This is a genomic window from Bacillus sp. FSL L8-0193 (genome assembly GCF_037976065.1).
In the GTDB taxonomy this organism is placed as follows: domain Bacteria; phylum Bacillota; class Bacilli; order Bacillales; family Bacillaceae; genus Bacillus; species Bacillus paralicheniformis.
On the sequence record NZ_CP150261.1, the window covers coordinates 2241973 to 2258628 of the forward strand.

At 40.4% G+C, this 16656-nt stretch carries 17 protein-coding genes; 8 read left to right on the forward strand and 9 right to left on the reverse strand.

The genetic code is table 11. The annotated features are described in order from the left end of the window. Positions 1-9: 9 nt before the first annotated feature. Genes MHH76_RS11110 through fdhF form a run of 4 tightly spaced genes read right to left on the reverse strand, consistent with a single transcriptional unit; the run spans position 10 to position 4198 of the window. Positions 10-366: an MmcQ/YjbR family DNA-binding protein gene (locus MHH76_RS11110; RefSeq protein ID WP_059230596.1), complete on the reverse strand. Its 357-nt coding sequence runs from the start codon at positions 364-366 to the stop codon at positions 10-12. Continuing rightward, positions 360-629 (reverse strand): pre-toxin TG domain-containing protein, encoded by a 270-nt coding sequence (locus MHH76_RS11115; RefSeq protein ID WP_023855692.1) that lies wholly within the window; start codon positions 627-629, stop codon positions 360-362. Before MHH76_RS11115 ends, MHH76_RS11110 begins: the two co-directional genes overlap by 7 nt. A gap of 58 nt (positions 630-687) precedes the next feature. After that, a complete protein-coding gene (locus tag MHH76_RS11120; RefSeq protein WP_059230598.1) occupies positions 688-1248 on the reverse strand; it encodes a DUF1641 domain-containing protein in 561 nt (186 codons plus the stop codon). Beyond that, positions 1241-4198 (reverse strand): formate dehydrogenase subunit alpha, encoded by a 2958-nt coding sequence (gene fdhF, locus MHH76_RS11125; protein ID WP_059230600.1) that lies wholly within the window; start codon positions 4196-4198, stop codon positions 1241-1243. The genes MHH76_RS11120 and fdhF overlap by 8 nt, the downstream gene beginning before the upstream one ends. 147 nt (positions 4199-4345) lie before the next feature. Here fdhF and MHH76_RS11130 point away from each other — a divergent pair, with 147 nt between their 5' ends. Then, the gene (locus MHH76_RS11130; protein ID WP_155266824.1) at positions 4346-4573 is read left to right on the forward strand and encodes a hypothetical protein; all 228 of its coding nucleotides are present in this window, start codon (positions 4346-4348) and stop codon (positions 4571-4573) included. Positions 4574-4824: 251 nt separating this feature from the next. Here the strand turns inward: MHH76_RS11130 and MHH76_RS11135 are convergent, their stop codons facing one another. Together MHH76_RS11135 and MHH76_RS11140 are read right to left on the reverse strand one after the other, a co-directional pair. Next, positions 4825-5481 (reverse strand): SMI1/KNR4 family protein, encoded by a 657-nt coding sequence (locus tag MHH76_RS11135; protein ID WP_025811315.1) that lies wholly within the window; start codon positions 5479-5481, stop codon positions 4825-4827. After that, positions 5478-7142, reverse strand: coding sequence for a T7SS effector LXG polymorphic toxin (locus MHH76_RS11140; protein WP_025811314.1), 1665 nt, complete (start codon positions 7140-7142; stop codon positions 5478-5480). The genes MHH76_RS11135 and MHH76_RS11140 overlap by 4 nt, the downstream gene beginning before the upstream one ends. A gap of 261 nt (positions 7143-7403) precedes the next feature. On the opposite strand from MHH76_RS11140, the gene MHH76_RS11145 reads away from it, so the two are divergent. Beyond that, entirely contained in the window at positions 7404-7532 is a 129-nt protein-coding gene (locus MHH76_RS11145) for a hypothetical protein (RefSeq protein ID WP_261378959.1), read from the forward strand. Between the two features lie 137 nt (positions 7533-7669). Here the strand turns inward: MHH76_RS11145 and MHH76_RS11150 are convergent, their stop codons facing one another. The 3 genes from MHH76_RS11150 to MHH76_RS11160 form a co-directional block, all read right to left on the reverse strand. Beyond that, positions 7670-8815, reverse strand: coding sequence for a serine hydrolase (locus tag MHH76_RS11150; RefSeq protein WP_023857324.1), 1146 nt, complete (start codon positions 8813-8815; stop codon positions 7670-7672). A gap of 856 nt (positions 8816-9671) precedes the next feature. Further along, complete coding sequence (locus MHH76_RS11155) at positions 9672-10337, reverse strand: PilZ domain-containing protein (protein WP_039072785.1); 666 nt, start codon at positions 10335-10337, stop codon at positions 9672-9674. 655 nt (positions 10338-10992) lie between these two features. Beyond that, a complete protein-coding gene (locus tag MHH76_RS11160) occupies positions 10993-11382 on the reverse strand; it encodes a DUF5082 family protein (RefSeq protein WP_020451783.1) in 390 nt (129 codons plus the stop codon). 334 nt (positions 11383-11716) lie between these two features. On the opposite strand from MHH76_RS11160, the gene MHH76_RS11165 reads away from it, so the two are divergent. The 6 genes from MHH76_RS11165 (at position 11717) to MHH76_RS11190 (ending at position 16535) form a co-directional block, all read left to right on the forward strand. Then, positions 11717-11995 carry a hypothetical protein gene (locus tag MHH76_RS11165; RefSeq protein WP_039072786.1) on the forward strand — a complete coding sequence of 93 codons (279 nt, stop codon included), beginning with the start codon at positions 11717-11719 and terminating at the stop codon, positions 11993-11995. 410 nt (positions 11996-12405) lie between these two features. Continuing rightward, positions 12406-12693 (forward strand): YozQ family protein, encoded by a 288-nt coding sequence (locus MHH76_RS11170; protein WP_020451786.1) that lies wholly within the window; start codon positions 12406-12408, stop codon positions 12691-12693. Between the two features lie 520 nt (positions 12694-13213). Further along, entirely contained in the window at positions 13214-13468 is a 255-nt protein-coding gene (locus MHH76_RS11175; protein ID WP_020451787.1) for a YciI family protein, read from the forward strand. Between the two features lie 874 nt (positions 13469-14342). Continuing rightward, the gene (locus MHH76_RS11180; protein WP_023857331.1) at positions 14343-14780 is read left to right on the forward strand and encodes a hypothetical protein; all 438 of its coding nucleotides are present in this window, start codon (positions 14343-14345) and stop codon (positions 14778-14780) included. 96 nt (positions 14781-14876) lie between these two features. Next, complete coding sequence (locus MHH76_RS11185) at positions 14877-15728, forward strand: SMI1/KNR4 family protein (RefSeq protein WP_025811307.1); 852 nt, start codon at positions 14877-14879, stop codon at positions 15726-15728. Positions 15729-15890: 162 nt separating this feature from the next. Then, positions 15891-16535 (forward strand): DUF1796 family putative cysteine peptidase, encoded by a 645-nt coding sequence (locus MHH76_RS11190; RefSeq protein ID WP_025811306.1) that lies wholly within the window; start codon positions 15891-15893, stop codon positions 16533-16535. The last annotated feature ends 121 nt before the right edge of the window (positions 16536-16656 follow it).

The following is a 16656-nucleotide window of genomic DNA, read 5'->3' on the forward strand; positions in this document are numbered from 1 at the left end:
TTTCATGATTTACTTGGTTAAATTAAAGCTTTGCTCAATTAAGTTATAAACTTCTTCTTCTGAATCTATACGTTCTAAAACAAGTGATATCCAATTTTCCTTATCCATATGATATCCAGGTAAAATGCTCTTTCCATTTCTTAAACTGCCGCTTATTTCGGGAGGGCATTTTAAATTCAGAATATCTATTTCGTCATTTCCATCTAAGCCTAACTTTTCTGGAAGAACATTCATTACAAGACCATACCATTTTTCGTTAGATTCATGTCTTAAGGCAGCATAGTATGGAAATTTTTGAAATGGGTAATCTGGCAATGTACCGAATTTTTCTTTGACATGCTTAAAGATATCTTCTCTTGTTAACATACTGAATCATTCCTCCAACAACTTAAATAGATTTTCGGCAATTGCCGATCCAGATGGGACAATGGTGAATTTTTTGAAGTCATGATGTGAAGGAGACATGTTTCTCCTGTAACGGGATTAACACCCTCAGTGGCTTTCTTGTAATCATAATATCCGGTGATGTTTCCTGCAAATGTGCTGCCTGCATCCAACACTTTTTCATACCACTCCCGCTCGCAAGATCTTCCTGTTTTTTGAGTGAGCTCTTTTTGCTTCGATTTCATATTGATTAGCCGGCTGCCTGCAAAAAACCCGAGCTGGCAACAGCCGGCTCGGGCGGGGTCAATCCCTCTTATTCATTCCTCTTTTCTCTCGGGGTTCCTGATGATGTTTTTGGTGCTCCGGAGACTGAGTCGTGCGTTCCAGCTCCTTTGTATCTTGTCCCATTCCTTTTAAAAAGGAGAATAGCAGTGTAACTGCTTTGTTGATTTCCGGGTCTTTGAGCGAGCGGATGATATCAAAATAACCTGTTTTCTCTTCGCTGTCCTTCTGTTCCACCGCGTTTGCCACCCCCGCATTCACTTTCAAAATGAGAGGTTCCAGCTGTTTTACATCCAGCATGCCAAGCGTTCCGAACAGAAGAAGCAGATTTTTCAGTGTATTGGCTGTTTCCTCTGTATCTGCCTTTTTCACTAAGATGTCAAGAACTTTATCTCCTTGGCCAAAAAGGCCGCGGAGCAATGGCAAAACACCGCGTTCGTTCATGTGGCCAATCATATGCAACGTTTCAAGAATGGCTTCCTTATTTTCGACTAATGCATCTTCTATTTCTTTCATATCACGCTTTCTCTGTTCCTCTTCGGTTATCTCGATTTTCTGAATTCGTTTAATCGCTTTAGCCATTATGCCCAATCCCCCTTTTCACAGCGTCACCAGGGAAAATATAATCCTTTCGCGCCCATTTCTTTTGTACCTGCACACCGATTTGCGGCTGCGGATTGCCATTGCGGTGATTGATCTTAGGCAGCGGATTGCTTCCGTCGTGCTTTAAAATTTCCATCTTGGCTGAGGTTTCTTTATATGCAGGCGTATCGGTATCCTTATCAGCATGGCTGCCTGTTAACAGGTTGATCGCTGCTTCCCCTGAATCGTTCATTGGCAGATATACTTCCTTCCCTTTGACACGATCAGTGATCAAGCACTTCACTTTGACATTTCCGAAAGGCGATGTGAGTCTGACAAGAGTTCCGTCCTGAATCCCTCGTTCTGCCGCGAGTTCAGGAGAAATTTCTAAGAACACTTCCGGTGTTTTCTCCGAAATGCCTTTTGATTTGTAGGTCAGGTTCCCTTCGTGGAAATGCTCCAAAAGCCGCCCATTGTTGACGTGGATGTCATATTCATCACCGAACTCTTCAGGTTCTGTCCACTGAACAGGGAAGAGTTTGGCTTTGCCGTCCGGGAAAGGGAAGCGCTCAGTAAAAAGTAAAGGCGAATCCTTTCCATCAGCGCTTACAGGCCATTGCAGGGAGTTGTAGCCATCAAGGCGCTCATAGGTGACGCCGGCATAAATCGGCGACAGCATAGCTGCTTCCTTCATAATGTCTCCAGGGTGCTCATAGTGCCAGTCAGCACCGAGTTTATTGGCAACCTCCATAATAATCTGCCAGTCCGGTTTTGATTCGCCAAGCGGTTCTAACACCTGATATAGCCGCTGAACCCGGCGTTCTGTGTTTGTAAAGGTTCCCTCTTTTTCAAGGCTCGGGCTCGCAGGAAGAACAACATCAGCAAACTCGGCTGTACGTGAAAAGAAAATGTCCTGCACCACAAAGAAATCAAGCTTTTCATATGCGGCGTGTACATGATTAATATTGGAATCGACCAGACCCATTTCTTCACCTTTTACATACATCGCTTTCAGCTGGCCGGAATGGATTTTTTCGATCATTTCGTGGTTGGTCATGCCCGGCTCCTTCGGCAGCGGCACACCCAACGCCCGCTCGTATTTTTGGCGGACTTGTTCGTCTGTCACTTTTTCATACCCCGGCATTCTGTCAGGCATGCTTCCGAAGTCACTTGCTCCCTGCACGTTGTTATGGCCGCGCAATGGGTAAGAGCCCGCACCCGATTTTCCGTAGTTTCCTGTCACAAGCAGCAGATTAGAAATTGCTGTGCTCGTATCGCTTCCGCCAATATGCTGTGTTACCCCCATGGCCCACAATGCGCACACACTGTCAGCTTGTCCAATCATCTCGGCCATTTGGATGAGGGTTTCTTGATCAATTCCGGTTTTCTTCTCGGCATATTCAAGTGTGTACGGCGCCAGGCTTTTTACATATTCATCCCGTCCGTTCACTCTTTCCTGCAAAAAGCGTTCATCGGCTTTGCCGTTTTCAATTAAATATTTGGCGATCGCATTCAGCCAGACGATATCCGAGCCGGCACGCGGCTGGACAAATAAATCAGAGCGCTCTGCCATTTCGTGTTTTCTGATATCCGCTACGATCACTTTCTGCCCTCTCAGCTTATGAGCCCGTTTAATGCGAGTGGACAAGACCGGATGCGACTCAGACGTGTTCGAACCGATAATCAACACAAGGTCCGCTTCCGCGATATCTGTAATCGACCCTGAGTCACCGCCATAGCCGACTGTCCGGAACAGGCCGGCAGTCGCAGGAGATTGGCAATAGCGCGAACAGTTGTCGACATTATTTGTGCCGATGATCCCTCTCGCCAGCTTTTGCATGAGGTAGGATTCTTCGTTTGTACATTTAGAAGATGTAATAAAGGCAAGCGAATCCGGGCCAAACTCCTCTTTTAAATCCGTGAACTTACTGGCGATCAGCGATAACGCCTCTTCCCATTCAGCTTCGCGGAAATGGTCGCCTTCTCGGATCAGCGGCTTTGTCAGGCGTTCCTCGCTGTTGACGAAATCCCAGCCGAACTTTCCTTTTACACAAGTAGAAATGCCGTTGGCCGGCGCTTCCTCCTGCGGCTCGACTTTCAGAATGTCTCTGCCCTTTGTCCAGACATCAAAGCTGCAGCCGACGCCGCAGTATGTGCAGACGGTTTTCGTTTTTTTGATTCGTTCATCACGCATGGCAGATTCCATATCGGAAATGGCGAGAATCGAGCCGTACCCTGTTTCTACGCCTTTTGTAATCTCGATCATCGGACGCAGCGTTTCGTCATCGATTCCTGTTAAATATCCGGCTTCCCCCTCCATTCCTTTTTCCATCATCGCATTACATGGACAGACGGTAGAACAGTGTCCGCATGATACACAAGATGACTCATTGATCGGCACATCATTATCCCAAATGACGCGCGGGCGTTTCCGCTCCCAGTCTATGGTCAGTGTTTCAGTTACCTGAACATCCTGACACGCTTCGACACAGCGTCCGCACAAAATACATTGATCCGGATCGTACCGGTAAAACGGATTTGATTCATCCTTATGGTAAGGCTTCTGATCAAACGGGATGCTTTGGTGATTGACTTTCATTTCTTTCACCGTATTATGTATTTCACATCCCCCATTGTTGTAATCGCAAACTGTACAATAAAGCTCATGATTATATAAAATCTTGTCCATCCCGATAACCTGCGCTTTTTTCACATCAGACGAAAGCGTATCAATGACGTCGCCATCCTTTAATTCAGCGGAGCACGACCTCTTCAGCTCGCCATTGATGCTGACGATGCACGTATCGCATGTTTCAATCGGCCCTAAGCTAGGATGATAGCAAACTTGCGGCACTTCAATCGAGCTGTTATTCAAAAGCTGCAGCACCGTCTGTTCCTCGGACGCTTCCATTTCAACGCCGTTTATTGTGATTTTTTTCTTGTCAGCCATCTCCATTCCCCTTTCTTGCTTGTGTATATACCGAATTACCCATTTCTCTTCCCTTGCAAGGGATCAATAAAACATACAAAGCGCACTCACATGTTTTATTGCATCCTCACCGGGAAACGAGAGGGTAGATGAAAAAGAGGGATCAGCATGAAAAAAACAATGTCTGTTCTAACCGTGGCAGCAGCACTGACAGGCTCTCTTTCCGGCTTTGGGGCGCCGTCCTTTTCAACACCGACAAACACCGTAACTGAAGGCGCACAATCCTGCATAGACTCCAGCCGCTTCTCCTGTGAAGCTGACGACATTCATCATCATTCGATACATCCGGGTACACACTTGATAAGGGAAAGGTGCGTCTCCCATTCTGGCCAATAAAAAAGCGGCCACCAATCAGCTGCACAATATCCGTGTGCAAAAGATCAGTGTCCGCAGGCTCTCCTTCTTGGACTCAGGTATACGTTCGTTTTCTTGTCTCTATCGTATGACAAAATGGAATAGAAAAAGACCCCATTTTATCCCCCTTTTTGTCGGATTTTTCTCGGACTGGAACATAAAAAAACCTTGAAAGGCAATAGCCAATCAAGGTTTTGGTGATTTCAGCAGTATTTCTCTTTAATTTTCCAATATTAATTATCTTTGACAATCGGCTCTAAACTCAGCACCGTACCAATGGGTCCTAATTTTTCAATTAGTTTCTTTGCCTTTCCATATGGGAATCTCTCCATTAATAAATAAGGGGGATTTTTTGAACCCTTTAGTAGGTCCGCTGTTGAAATCTCAATACCTAATATATTCTTTATTTTTATTAAATCTTTCAATCCTCCATCAAGAGGCTTTGCTAACACTATATTGCATGTATCAGGTGGCTCACTTATTGTTTTCTGTTCCGATTCCCTTATAATACAACCACTATTCACCCATTCAATAAAATCTGAAGTGATTACAGTAGCATGGCTTGGATCCATGTCTCCAGAGTCAACAATCAATACTTCTGTTTCCTTTTCATTTTGAAGCATTAAGAAAACATTACCTCCGCCATCATCTCCAATAGCAACATATCCTCTTGCATATTCATCTACTTCCCATGTCTCGTTTCTTTCCACAATATCTTCTGTACCATAAATAGCCACCTCACCACCAATTGAAAAACCATTTGTATTTCTTAATAAATCCTTATATACATTTGGTAATTTAGCTTGTAGAATATCTTCTGACTCTTGAATTTCACTTTCACTTGCTGGAGTATTTTTTATCAAATCTGAAACCATTGATAAATCAATCACTTTACAAAACCTCCCAAACCATCGAAATATTTATATGCATCCTTCATTGCTTTTCGGGTAGCTTTTTGATCAACACCTGCTTCAATCATTTCCCTATAACTCACATTAAATTCATAACGTATGTCAGTATTAAATCCCTCGATTTTTCTTCGCTTTCTTTGCATAGAAGAGATTTTTGCGTGTGAATGCCCCGAGCTTGACGGGAGAAGTATTGCGGATGCTTTCTTTTCGTTATAATCAAATCCACCTTCTTTAGCCCATCTTTTCGCCCACTCATTTTGTATTGGGTGGTGAGATTGTACTCGATTATCAGAAGCAATATTTTTGTTCCCTGGTGCACGATTAACCCCTGGGCTTAAATAGCCATGTTCATCAACATCTTCCTTGAGATATCCCCCTGGCCTTTTAGCAGTACTGGTCGAAACCCTTTTCGCCGTCTTCGCACCTTTATTCGCTTTGAAAACATATTTTCCTACCTTGACTACTTTAGTAGCGGGTATGACAGAAACACCGGACAGGATACGGTCAGTGACGGATAGTTTTTCACCAGTCACAGGGTCAACACCTGTTATCGCTCTATAACCATCATAACCACCGGACAATTCTCCAACTGTGTCTTTAGCCCAATCAAGAGCTTTTTCAATGTCGCTTTTCTTCACCCTGCTTTCCGGTATACGACTGACAAGTTCGTATTTCACTTCACCGCCGGATATGTATTTTCGGACAATTTGACCGTTTGAATAAAGCATGTACGAACCGCCGACGAAGTCCTTGCCTGTACCGATTTCATCGGTGACATCGACAGAACCGAGCTTTTTGTATCCCTTCATATTATATACTTTGCCTTTGATGATGCGAATACCTGTATCAATCTTTTTAAAATGATCTGCTTTGGTAAGTGAATCGACTTCAGATTCTTCTTGATCGGACAATTTTTTTAGCATGATTTCCATCGGCGAAGGCTCAGCATTTTCTAACTCTCCCTTTAAACCGCCGACCGGACCGTTAATGTTTGTATTCTCATCCGGTTTTAAAATTGAGCCTTTTTTATAGCTTGTGATCTCGATTTTGGGGCCTGTGTACATTTTCTCAAGCTCTGTGATGTATTTTTGCATCGTTTCAAGGTCTTGTTCAGCAGTTTTAAGAGCGCTTGTCTGTTCGCGGTCAAAAGTGTGCAGCTTTTCAATTGTCTGATTGATTTCCTTTAATGCTTTCCTGTTCTGTTCGTGAAAATCGCTGTCATTCAAATCAGGCAAATCGGCGATGTGGCTGACTTTTGCGATCGAGGCATTTGTTTTAGATACCAAACGCTTCGTTGTGCGGTCGGCCGCATTCACCCCTTGTTCCAGCTCGTGTTCGAGAAAGGACTGTGAAATAAATCCGTTGTGGTTTGGTTCTAGGGAATTCAGCGCGCTTTTCAATTTCTTCAGCGTGGAACGATATTCCACTATGAAAGTATCATAGAACCGCAAAAAAGGAGTGTGGCACTCCTCGTAAAAGGCGCGGATCGCGTCTCCGCCTTTTCCTTTTAAAGCATCATCAAGTGATGTAATACCCTCTACGGCTTTTTTGACTTTGGCGAATTCATCAGATTGATGTTTTAATTGTTCCAGCGTTTGATCAATGGCTTTGTGCAACGCCTGAACGTCAAGAGTTTTCATAGCATTCTCCTCTAATACTAAAGTGACATACCACGAAATATTTTACCACTTTATAGAAAAGAATTGGTGAATAAATCCTGTCAATCCATGAAAATGAATCTTATTGAGTAGGTCTTAGACCCTGACACGTTCAACTTGTTATTTTCAAATGTCAAAAAAGGAAAATCATTGTCAAAAAATGATCCTTTATGTAAAATGAATCATATGCAGAAAAAGACAAGGTTTAATTTTTTGAATATTTAAAATCAACTATATGAAAGGATGCTGGTGGCATTGGAACCTAAAGTTGCGTTTGAGAAAGTCGGTAAAATGCTTAATGATTGGTATTGCTTTATTAGACAAAACAATATTCAAAATGCTACTAAACTGCGGGAAGCACTTCAACATTGATAAACTCTTTACGCTGCGTGTCTCTATTAAGATGAGATTAAACAGCTAAGATTATTGATTTCGAGTAACCAAGAATTGAAATTATATTTTGGCAAAATACGGCAAAGACCGCGAGCGTGGTTTCCGATGGGGGATAGTCATGAAAGTGAACCAGGCAAATCTAAAATAGATAATTCTTTTTTGATATGGGCGCGGAATTTAGAGTCTTTTAAAAATTTCAGCAGGAACCCATTCATATTTCGAGAAAGTTTTGCTTTCTCGACTGGAGTTAAATCATTTGCAAAAAATGCAATATCTGTCTGGTTTCCATCTTTATCTGTCGCATACATTGCAATCGTAAGAATAAACGCGGTAGATCCTCCCTTTTGTCCCGCATGAACAAGCCATTCACAATTGTTTGGATTTCTCATTATTTGTTCCATTACTGGATCAAGATATTGATATACACTTTCACTAAAATATACTTTGCTATTTAGCTTTTTCATAATAGATACATAATCTCTAGTCGTTGATCGGGGCAAACGGTCGGACCAAATTTTTTGAAAATCATTGTCCAAAGTTTTTCTTAATTGTTTTTTTTCTTGATCAGTTAGTGGTTGGCTCAGCCATCTATTATGAATTTCAATCGCTTTATTACGGTATTCATGCATATCCATGTTTTTCATTACTTCTAGGACTTCTTTTTTCGATAAGTTCTTTTCATTCATCAGTTGGGCAGGTATATAAAGTGCACTTACAATGGGATACATAGGCTCATGCTTTAACATATCTAAGCTCTTTGGAACATGATTGATGTTTTGAAGCCCCAGCACCTCAATTAAGTATTCAGTATTTGCATTAGAACTGTAAGCAATCATCCCGTTGACTACCTCACATAATGGAACACGATCTATCTCTTTGTCTTTTTTCAATTGAATAATCCAAGTCTCATGCGCACCGCCGTCTGTTTTTGGGATATAGAAATTCTCTAATTCCTTTAATCTTACTTCTTTTTGCGGATCGATTTTTCCTGCTGCTGCTTGTTGTGCATATTCAATGGCTAAGATTATTTTCACAGTACTTGCCAGAGGGAGTTGCTCGTTTACGTTAACATCAACCCAATTCTCATCGTTGTGCTTTATGGATAATGAGACATTCCCGCTTCCTGATTTTGCTTTAACAAACTGTACAATATACTCTGGATTTAACTTTTTTATTTCCCTCCGAAACATAAGAATACCGATTGCTATTACTAAACCAAGAGAAATTATTATACCTGCAATAATCAATAGTGCAATCTTCAATTTAACACTCCCTATAATGTTCAAATTACTATAGATACGAATTAAATAATGTTAGGTTTCAATTTCCTTCACACCAGCTCTTATGGTACGCAGTCCAGAAACCGTTCTTCTCAGGATTTCTGGGCATCATGGTCCATCCGAATGACACGGCCATCATCACGTTGATACTTAAGCTGGAATCACCAGTCCACCGCTTTTAAGAATAGCAAACGTTATTTCTGCCTTTTTGATAATCTCCTGGTTTCTCATCGTAATCTTCCTTTTAAAATAAGCCATCCCAAACGGCCTTTTTTAACTAAGTCTTGATCGGTTTTAATTTGTCATCAAGCAATTTCTCAACCTTTTTTCAATTCGTATTCGATTCTCCCAGACGAGAGCTCACAGAAATCTTACGACCGCCTTTTTCTACTGGTGTTTGGTGCTTTGCTTCAAAAAAGAAGTTTTTCAGCAAATTAAAAAGCCCTTTTGCTTCATTGGCAGAAGAAAAAAGGCTTCTCTTTTTTTCGTTGGTTCAGCGGTCGCGACCATTAAATCCCGGTTATGTCACCTTTTTTGATAACGCATTTCAAGCTTATGCGACGAGAACTCAAGCTTCTTTTTTGACCTTGAAATCGGCCGGCGCAGCCTAGGATTCCACTGCTTCACCGACGATGTTGCTTGTCGATCTGCCGTTTTCATGCAGAATATCTGTTACATATGAAGGCTCCTACACTTCAGTGCAGTTGATGACTTCTGTTGGCAGAGTTGGACGCCAACTTGCCAACAGGTTTCTATAAATGTATATGGCGGGGACGAAACATCTCTTCTGAATTAATTGAGGGATATCAGGCAGATCACTGTATTCCTAAACTTCCATTCATTCAGTTTTCAATTTCCTTCTTTCTGTCAATTGCAATTTTATGCAATAATGTACAAGGGTTTGCTCATCATGTTCATTCATCTTGATAAATTCAACTGTCATGAGCTGTTTGTTTGTTCTGCGATCAATGTAAGTGCGTTTAACTTGAGCATGGACGTCAATCACATCTTCATCATGTCCCTCATTTGGCAGATGGATACTTATATTCAAATCTTCTTCCGGTTCGTGTTTTTGCGTTTCTTCAATGATTAACGCAGCGCCTCCAGCACTGATATTTGCTGTATATGTTTTAAACATTGAGCCAGATCCATATGAGCGAACAGTGACGGGAAGCGTTGTATTGACTCTAAAAAATTGCCGTCTTTGAACTTTTTTCATTTGAACTTCTTCAGGTAAATACATATTTAGTACAGGTATATCCTGATAAATTTCCCGGCCTTTTATTACACTATTAAATTTATATGGGACTTGTTGCTCATTTATAAAATGAACTGTTGCTGCTGTATTTGTTGGAATAATAACAGTTCTCCCCGTTTCTTCATCAACAGGATAATGCACTCTTAAAACATTGTCTTCAATAGATAATACTTTGCTTTTCGCAAGGACATATTCTTGAATTTCGTTTTCAAATTCTATTGTTATAATATTTCCTAAAGATAACAATGGACATCACTCTTTCAATTCTACTTAATCATTATATCGGTACTATGACACATAATTTAAAAAAAGAAAAGAAGAAGGCATTGAAAGGCTACTAAATCTTACTGCCCTGTGATGGCGACCACGTGCAATACTGCATAGACTCCATCGGCTCCTCCTGTGAAGCTGACGACCTTCATTATCATTCAATACATCATTTGATCAGGAATAGGTGTGTCTCCCATTCTATGCCCCTTTTTTCGATTTTTTTCGGAGTAAATATAAAAAACCTTGACAGGCAATAGCCAATCAAGGTAGTTCTTCAAAGTTAATCAATTCTCAAGTCAATTTAAGCATGAATATAATAGTCTGGTTCTTCATCCATTTTCTTCAAAAACTCTTCGAGTGATGCCGCTATTTTCTTGTCAAAATAATATACTGGACAAATACCGTTCTCTTCTTCCCGTTCTAAATCTAGAGTAAGATATGTCCCCTCACCCTTCAAAAAAGACTAACATGTTCATGGGGATCCATTACTCTATCTCTATGGGTTTTATCAAGATTACAAATAAAACCATACCCTACTCTTAAATAAAACTCTCTTAGTTCATTAGGGAATTTTTTTAGAAAGCTCTTGTTTGACTTCCCCAGTATTTACTTTTATTTCTTGACCCATTTTTCATTTACTCCTTGCTTCGCGCTTCGCGTTCTCAATCTTTTTCTCTAAAGAACGAACTTCCTGGCTGAGCGATTGAATATCCTCTTCTAAAGATTTGATTCGTTCATCGATTTTGCTTAAAACATCAGAAAGCTGTTTTCCGCTGATGTCATTGTAGGCAGTCTTCATCAGGCCTCGAATACGGTTAAAGGAGTCAGCAAGACTGCCTTGCCACGAATGAGACGACAACTGTGGTTCGGTGATCGTCTTTTTAGAATCAGAGAACTCCGTTTTGTCTTTTTCTAGCTCTTTGCGGCAAGCTTTCAGCTCTGTCAAAAATTCTTTCTTCATCGATAAATCAACTTTCATGATATCTAAAGCCAGCGTTTCTCCAAGTATTGAACCGATCATATGCAATACCTCGCTTCCCGAAAAATGTATGACAAAAGTAATGACCAACTAAGAGTTTACCACTATACGGAAAGGAATTGGTGAATAGATCCTTTCAACTATTCTTTAATCAAGAATTTCAAGCGCATAAAAAATGCCGCTAATGAAACGGCTGCAAAAAGATAATTCAAAACTTATTTCTAAGCTAAACAACAACATCATGACTGAGAGCGCTTGTGATGTTTCTTGAAGCTGATATACTGCCTCATTTATGCGATCCGTAAGTTTTTCTGCTGCTCGGGTTAAATACTTTTCAGCAAATCAAGAAATACTGATGAAAAAGGTGGTGTCTTTTTTGGATTTTCCAATCATTCATACAAACTTTTGGGATGCTGTTATAGCAGTGCCAATTATTTTGATCGTCACACAGATAATTAAAATTTTTCTCAAGGTTCCCAAAAAGTATGTCCCATCAATTGCGATCGCACTAGGCTTAATCATATCTGTTTGCATAAGCCATCGACACAGCCTCATAGCTGGAGTATTTATGGGCGGATTCTATGGTTACGCAGCTATTGGTTCATATGCATCATTGAAAACAACCATTTCATCATATAGAAACAAAAAAGCATAAACAGGCAGGAAAAATATATCCAGAGTTGAATTCGCTTTTTTTCCGCTTTTATCCCCCAGAGGAGGCGCCCAACGTAAGTTCACATGTTCTTAAATACATAAGCCTTAATCATCGAATAGGAAGTTATCCTGTTTGATGTCTGCCATTGAAAGGATCGGCGTCGTTCCTGCTGCACGCCCGGTTTTGCTTTATGATTTTTGTGCGCCTGTTCTCTTTCCCTTGATATAGGGCTGAAGATTGATTTCCCGAAAAAGCGAATGAATACCACCTCAACAGACACAATAAAAAGAGTTGATATTTCAGCACAATTCGCAAAGGAGTGAAACCATTGTATTGAATGATCATCAGACTGAAAATGCCCCTTTCTATTTTAAAGGAAACATAAAATTCAATAATATGGAGTGATAAACGTGACGCAAAAACATGGAGCAGACAGACCCGATGACTACAAAAGATTTTCTTCAGCAGACAAGGAATACGATTCTCAGCAATCGTTAGACAGCAATGCTAAGACAGAGAACGTTAATACTGAAACTGATAACAAAGAAAACATGAATGACAGCACGGATGTGGCAGGAAAATATTTTGACCCCTCGGATTATGAAGGAGCCACGCAGTTGGAAAAAGGATTGGCTGAAACTCATGAACAAGTCAGTGATGACTATTTTGAAGGAACGATCGATCAAAATCTGGATTAGTCATTTGAACGGCGGAACTAACTTAAAAAGTAAGTTAGTTCCGCTTAGATTAACAAAGTATCGATGTTCTCAAGTCCCAAATTAATCATTCAGTAAATCAAAAGTGATGGCCGAATGACAAGCTTAGTCTTTTTACTGCCTCATCTCTAGAATTCCCTCAATGATCTTGACAATTATAAAAAGATGATTGATCCCTCCTTAAAATAAAAAAGACACAAAGCAAACTCATGATTGCGCTGGTTTTGTGTCCGAGGACTCTCCATTTAAGACTAATATTTTTGTAAATATCTATTTTTTTATTCCCTGTTTCCCTATTATTATCCGTGCCACTCTTTTCATGAAATTCAAATCCCGTCTCCTTGGTCTTCCGCTCCTTTACTTCAAAATCACTTTCAATCATTGCCAATGTGGCGCAATCGAAAGGAAAGCAGCTACGCCTTCCGCCGATCGAACTTTTATATGAATCTTCTATATATTTGTGCTAAGATAAAGTCATCTTTTGACAGAAAGGCGTGCTACGATGAAAAAATATTTACTCATAACAACCAGAACCGAGAATTTTGAAGATCAATATGTGCCAGCCCATTATCAATTTTTGGACAGGCTTAAAGCCGAGAACCGCTTGGAAATGTTTGGCCCTTTCAGCGATGCTTCCGGGGGCGCTTATCTTATCAGCGCAGAGTCTCTCAAGGAAGCAACAGAGATCGGAAATTCTGATCCGATTGTTGACAGCGGCTCTTCAACACTTGTCATTAAAGAATGGCAGATTAAATAAACTATTTGGACATAGCCAACATAAGCCTCTCCAAACACGGGAAGGCTAATCTTAAACGGAAAATCTAGACCTGCGGGTCATTTTGAAATTACGGTAAAACCGTTTTTTCCCTATTGAAGGAGAATAATATAAACGGCCATCGACATTTTTTAAAATTCTTTGATTTTTCATGTTCCATATTTCTTTTCCTTCGTCGGTAGGACAAGAAGCTATTTCTTGCAATCAACAACCTAGGGGGAGCCAAAGGTGAAATCGGCAGCCCCCTAGTCCCACGATTCAATTTTCTGAATAGTCACTTTGTTTATGATCAACCTTCCACCCATTCCTTCTATCCCTTTCACTGACTGCCATGCCCATCTGTTTTTTGTTTTTCATAGTTTTTGACAGTACCGCCTTTCCCTTTGATCCACATGATCCCGTCTACATCTTTTTCATCTAGTAAACCAAGGAGCCTATTTGTTTTTCCGTTAATGGCTGCAGCTCCTGCATATTTGATTTCCCTATTGACACCGATAACGTTTGAAGCAAATAGTTCGTTCCAGCATTCATCAGCCCGGCAATCTGGGCTCCTGCTGTGTACGGATTAACATATTGGTATGTCAAGGTGATTCGATCTTTCTTTGGATCATTGACGCCCATTTAAATAAATTTTTTCAAGGGCAGTCTCTCGGCCTTCATCAACCCCTACAGCAAAAGTCAAACCAAGATCTTCAATTTCATGGCTGCTCGACCATCCGGTTAAAAAAAGTTGGAGAGGCTTTTACACCCTATCAAAGCCATACGCGATTTTTGGTTTTGTGCTTCTCCTCAAAAAACTTCCATCTTTTTCAACTCATCTATGCTACAATAAAATGGAAAAAGGAGGGGGTTTTGAATGAAACGCTTTTTGCTGGTCATGGTGTTATTTTGTGGATTTTTCAGTTTTGGGAGCAGTGCTGAAGCTTATTCGTTCCCGCACAAGCTGAATCTTACGTTTACGGGAACTCATGTGGAGGACATTCCCTATAGCGACTCTAACGTTTCTCACTGGCATATTGGCTACAAGTTTACGATTTTTAATGCAGAAAACTGCAAAACAACGATTAAAATTCAGATGATGCATCTTTCCGGCAGGTTTATGAGTTTAAGCATTAAAGATTTTGAAGGGAACTGGCCTGATCGAACTGCTCAGGATGTCATCACATTGATGCCTAGGACTTACAGGCTTTATTTTGAGAATACCGAAGGTGAATGTAAAGATATTCGTATTAAAGGAACATACGGAGCTATTCCGCAAACGTATGATAATTTCTCGGTCTTCAACCAAAGATAGCCGTTATAACAGACTGCAGGAAGGCAATACAAGCATAAAGGCCCGAGCAGCATTTTGCATGATAGATACTGATATAAACGAATGTGGGGGAATCATTTGAAAAACTTTTGGATATACGAAGACGAAGATCCGTACACTTTAAAAAGCATATCAGAGAGAGGCATTCTGAAAGCTGAAAAAAAGTTAGGTGTGAGACTTCCGGAGGAATATAAAGCGCTTATTCTTGAACAAAATGGTGGCTATATCAATTTTAACGCCTTCCCTTCTGAACGGCCCACCTCCTGGGCTAAAGATCATGTCCAGTTTGACTACTTATTAGGCATAGGGAAAAAGGATGGAATTCTCGAGAGTAAAGCCTTTATTAAAGAATGGGGACTGCCTGACAACCTGGTCCTTATTCATGGAGACGGCCATACGTGGATAGCGCTTGACTACAGGGAGACGAAAGAAAATCCGCCCGTTCACTATTTTGACTCAGAATTTGAAGAGAATTTTAGATTAGCCGGCTCATTTGGAGAATTTCTCTCTAAACTTTATACAGATGACTCCATTGATGATGACCGCTGCGGACATACGGGAGGCATACATTCTGGGAATGCAGATATTCCCTATGTCTATTCGGAAGATGCCATCACAAAAGAAAAAGCGGAACAGATTCTGACTGAAAATTCGGCAGCCGATCTGTATCAGATTCATTACTACCCTATTGAAGGTTTGGATGATTTAAATTGGCTTCTGACAAAAATAAAAGAAAGCTCATTGATAGCAAATATTGAGAATGGTGTCGAACTTGCCGTTGTTTTGGAATCTATAATTTCACATCATAAAGATTTAATCCTTGATAACGAACAAACAAGAAGGCTGGTTTTAGACATTTCAGCTATTCTAAAGAATTTGAATGACTCTGTTATAGACATCCTTTTATTACAGATAAAAGATTCCCTTTAAAAAACAACTTTTACGTTGTTTTTTATTTATGTTTCCGCCCCATTCTTTAAACTCTCCTGTTCCGAGACCTCAATGTAGGCAACTGTTGTTACTCAACCCTTTTATAAAACATAGAATACTAAATAGATTGTTGGAAATTAATCCACAAAAGGAGTTAAGATTATGAATTTGAATGATATAAAAGGAGACTATAATGCCATTTTCGGATTAGGCCACCTCTGTTTAACTGCTCTTCAGCTTAGGAAAAACAATTTAAGGCCGTATGCAGGTCCTTTAGACTGGGTCGGTACCTCTTCCCTGACCGAACTGAACCGTCTTTTAAAGAATCGCTTTTCAAATTTTATGGCACCCCAAAATCTAAGGGTAACAGGCTACTCAACAGGTGTTTATACTACTGACCGTTATATCTCTTTAACAGATGATTATTATCATGTCGATTCAGCTCATGATTTTAAAGCAGATAAAAATACACTCGAACATCTTGCCACATACAATGTAGTGATGGAAAAATTCAATAGAAGAATCAACAGATTTTATGAAAAGATGTCAACCGCTAATCGGATCCTTTTTGTCAGAACTAACGGAACCTACAAGGAGGCTCAAGAACTGGAGTCCGTATTATCGGATTTAGTACAAAACGACTTCAGGGTACTCCTTATCAATCACTCAAAAGTTAAAGGAATTGTCGAGCAGAATTGGCCATTAAAAAGAATATGCGCGGTTACACTTCCAGATCGTGAAATCTGGCAGTCTAATGATCATCTGTGGAGAGAAATGCTTAATGGCGTGAATTATATCCCCTTTTAATCAAAACTTATAAGCGACAGGAAAAGGTTATAACATCATCTTAACCTTTTCCATACATACTCTTCTCTGAAAACTAAACCAAAAAGCTGGTCTTCAAACAGAAACAATTCCCAAAGAGCGG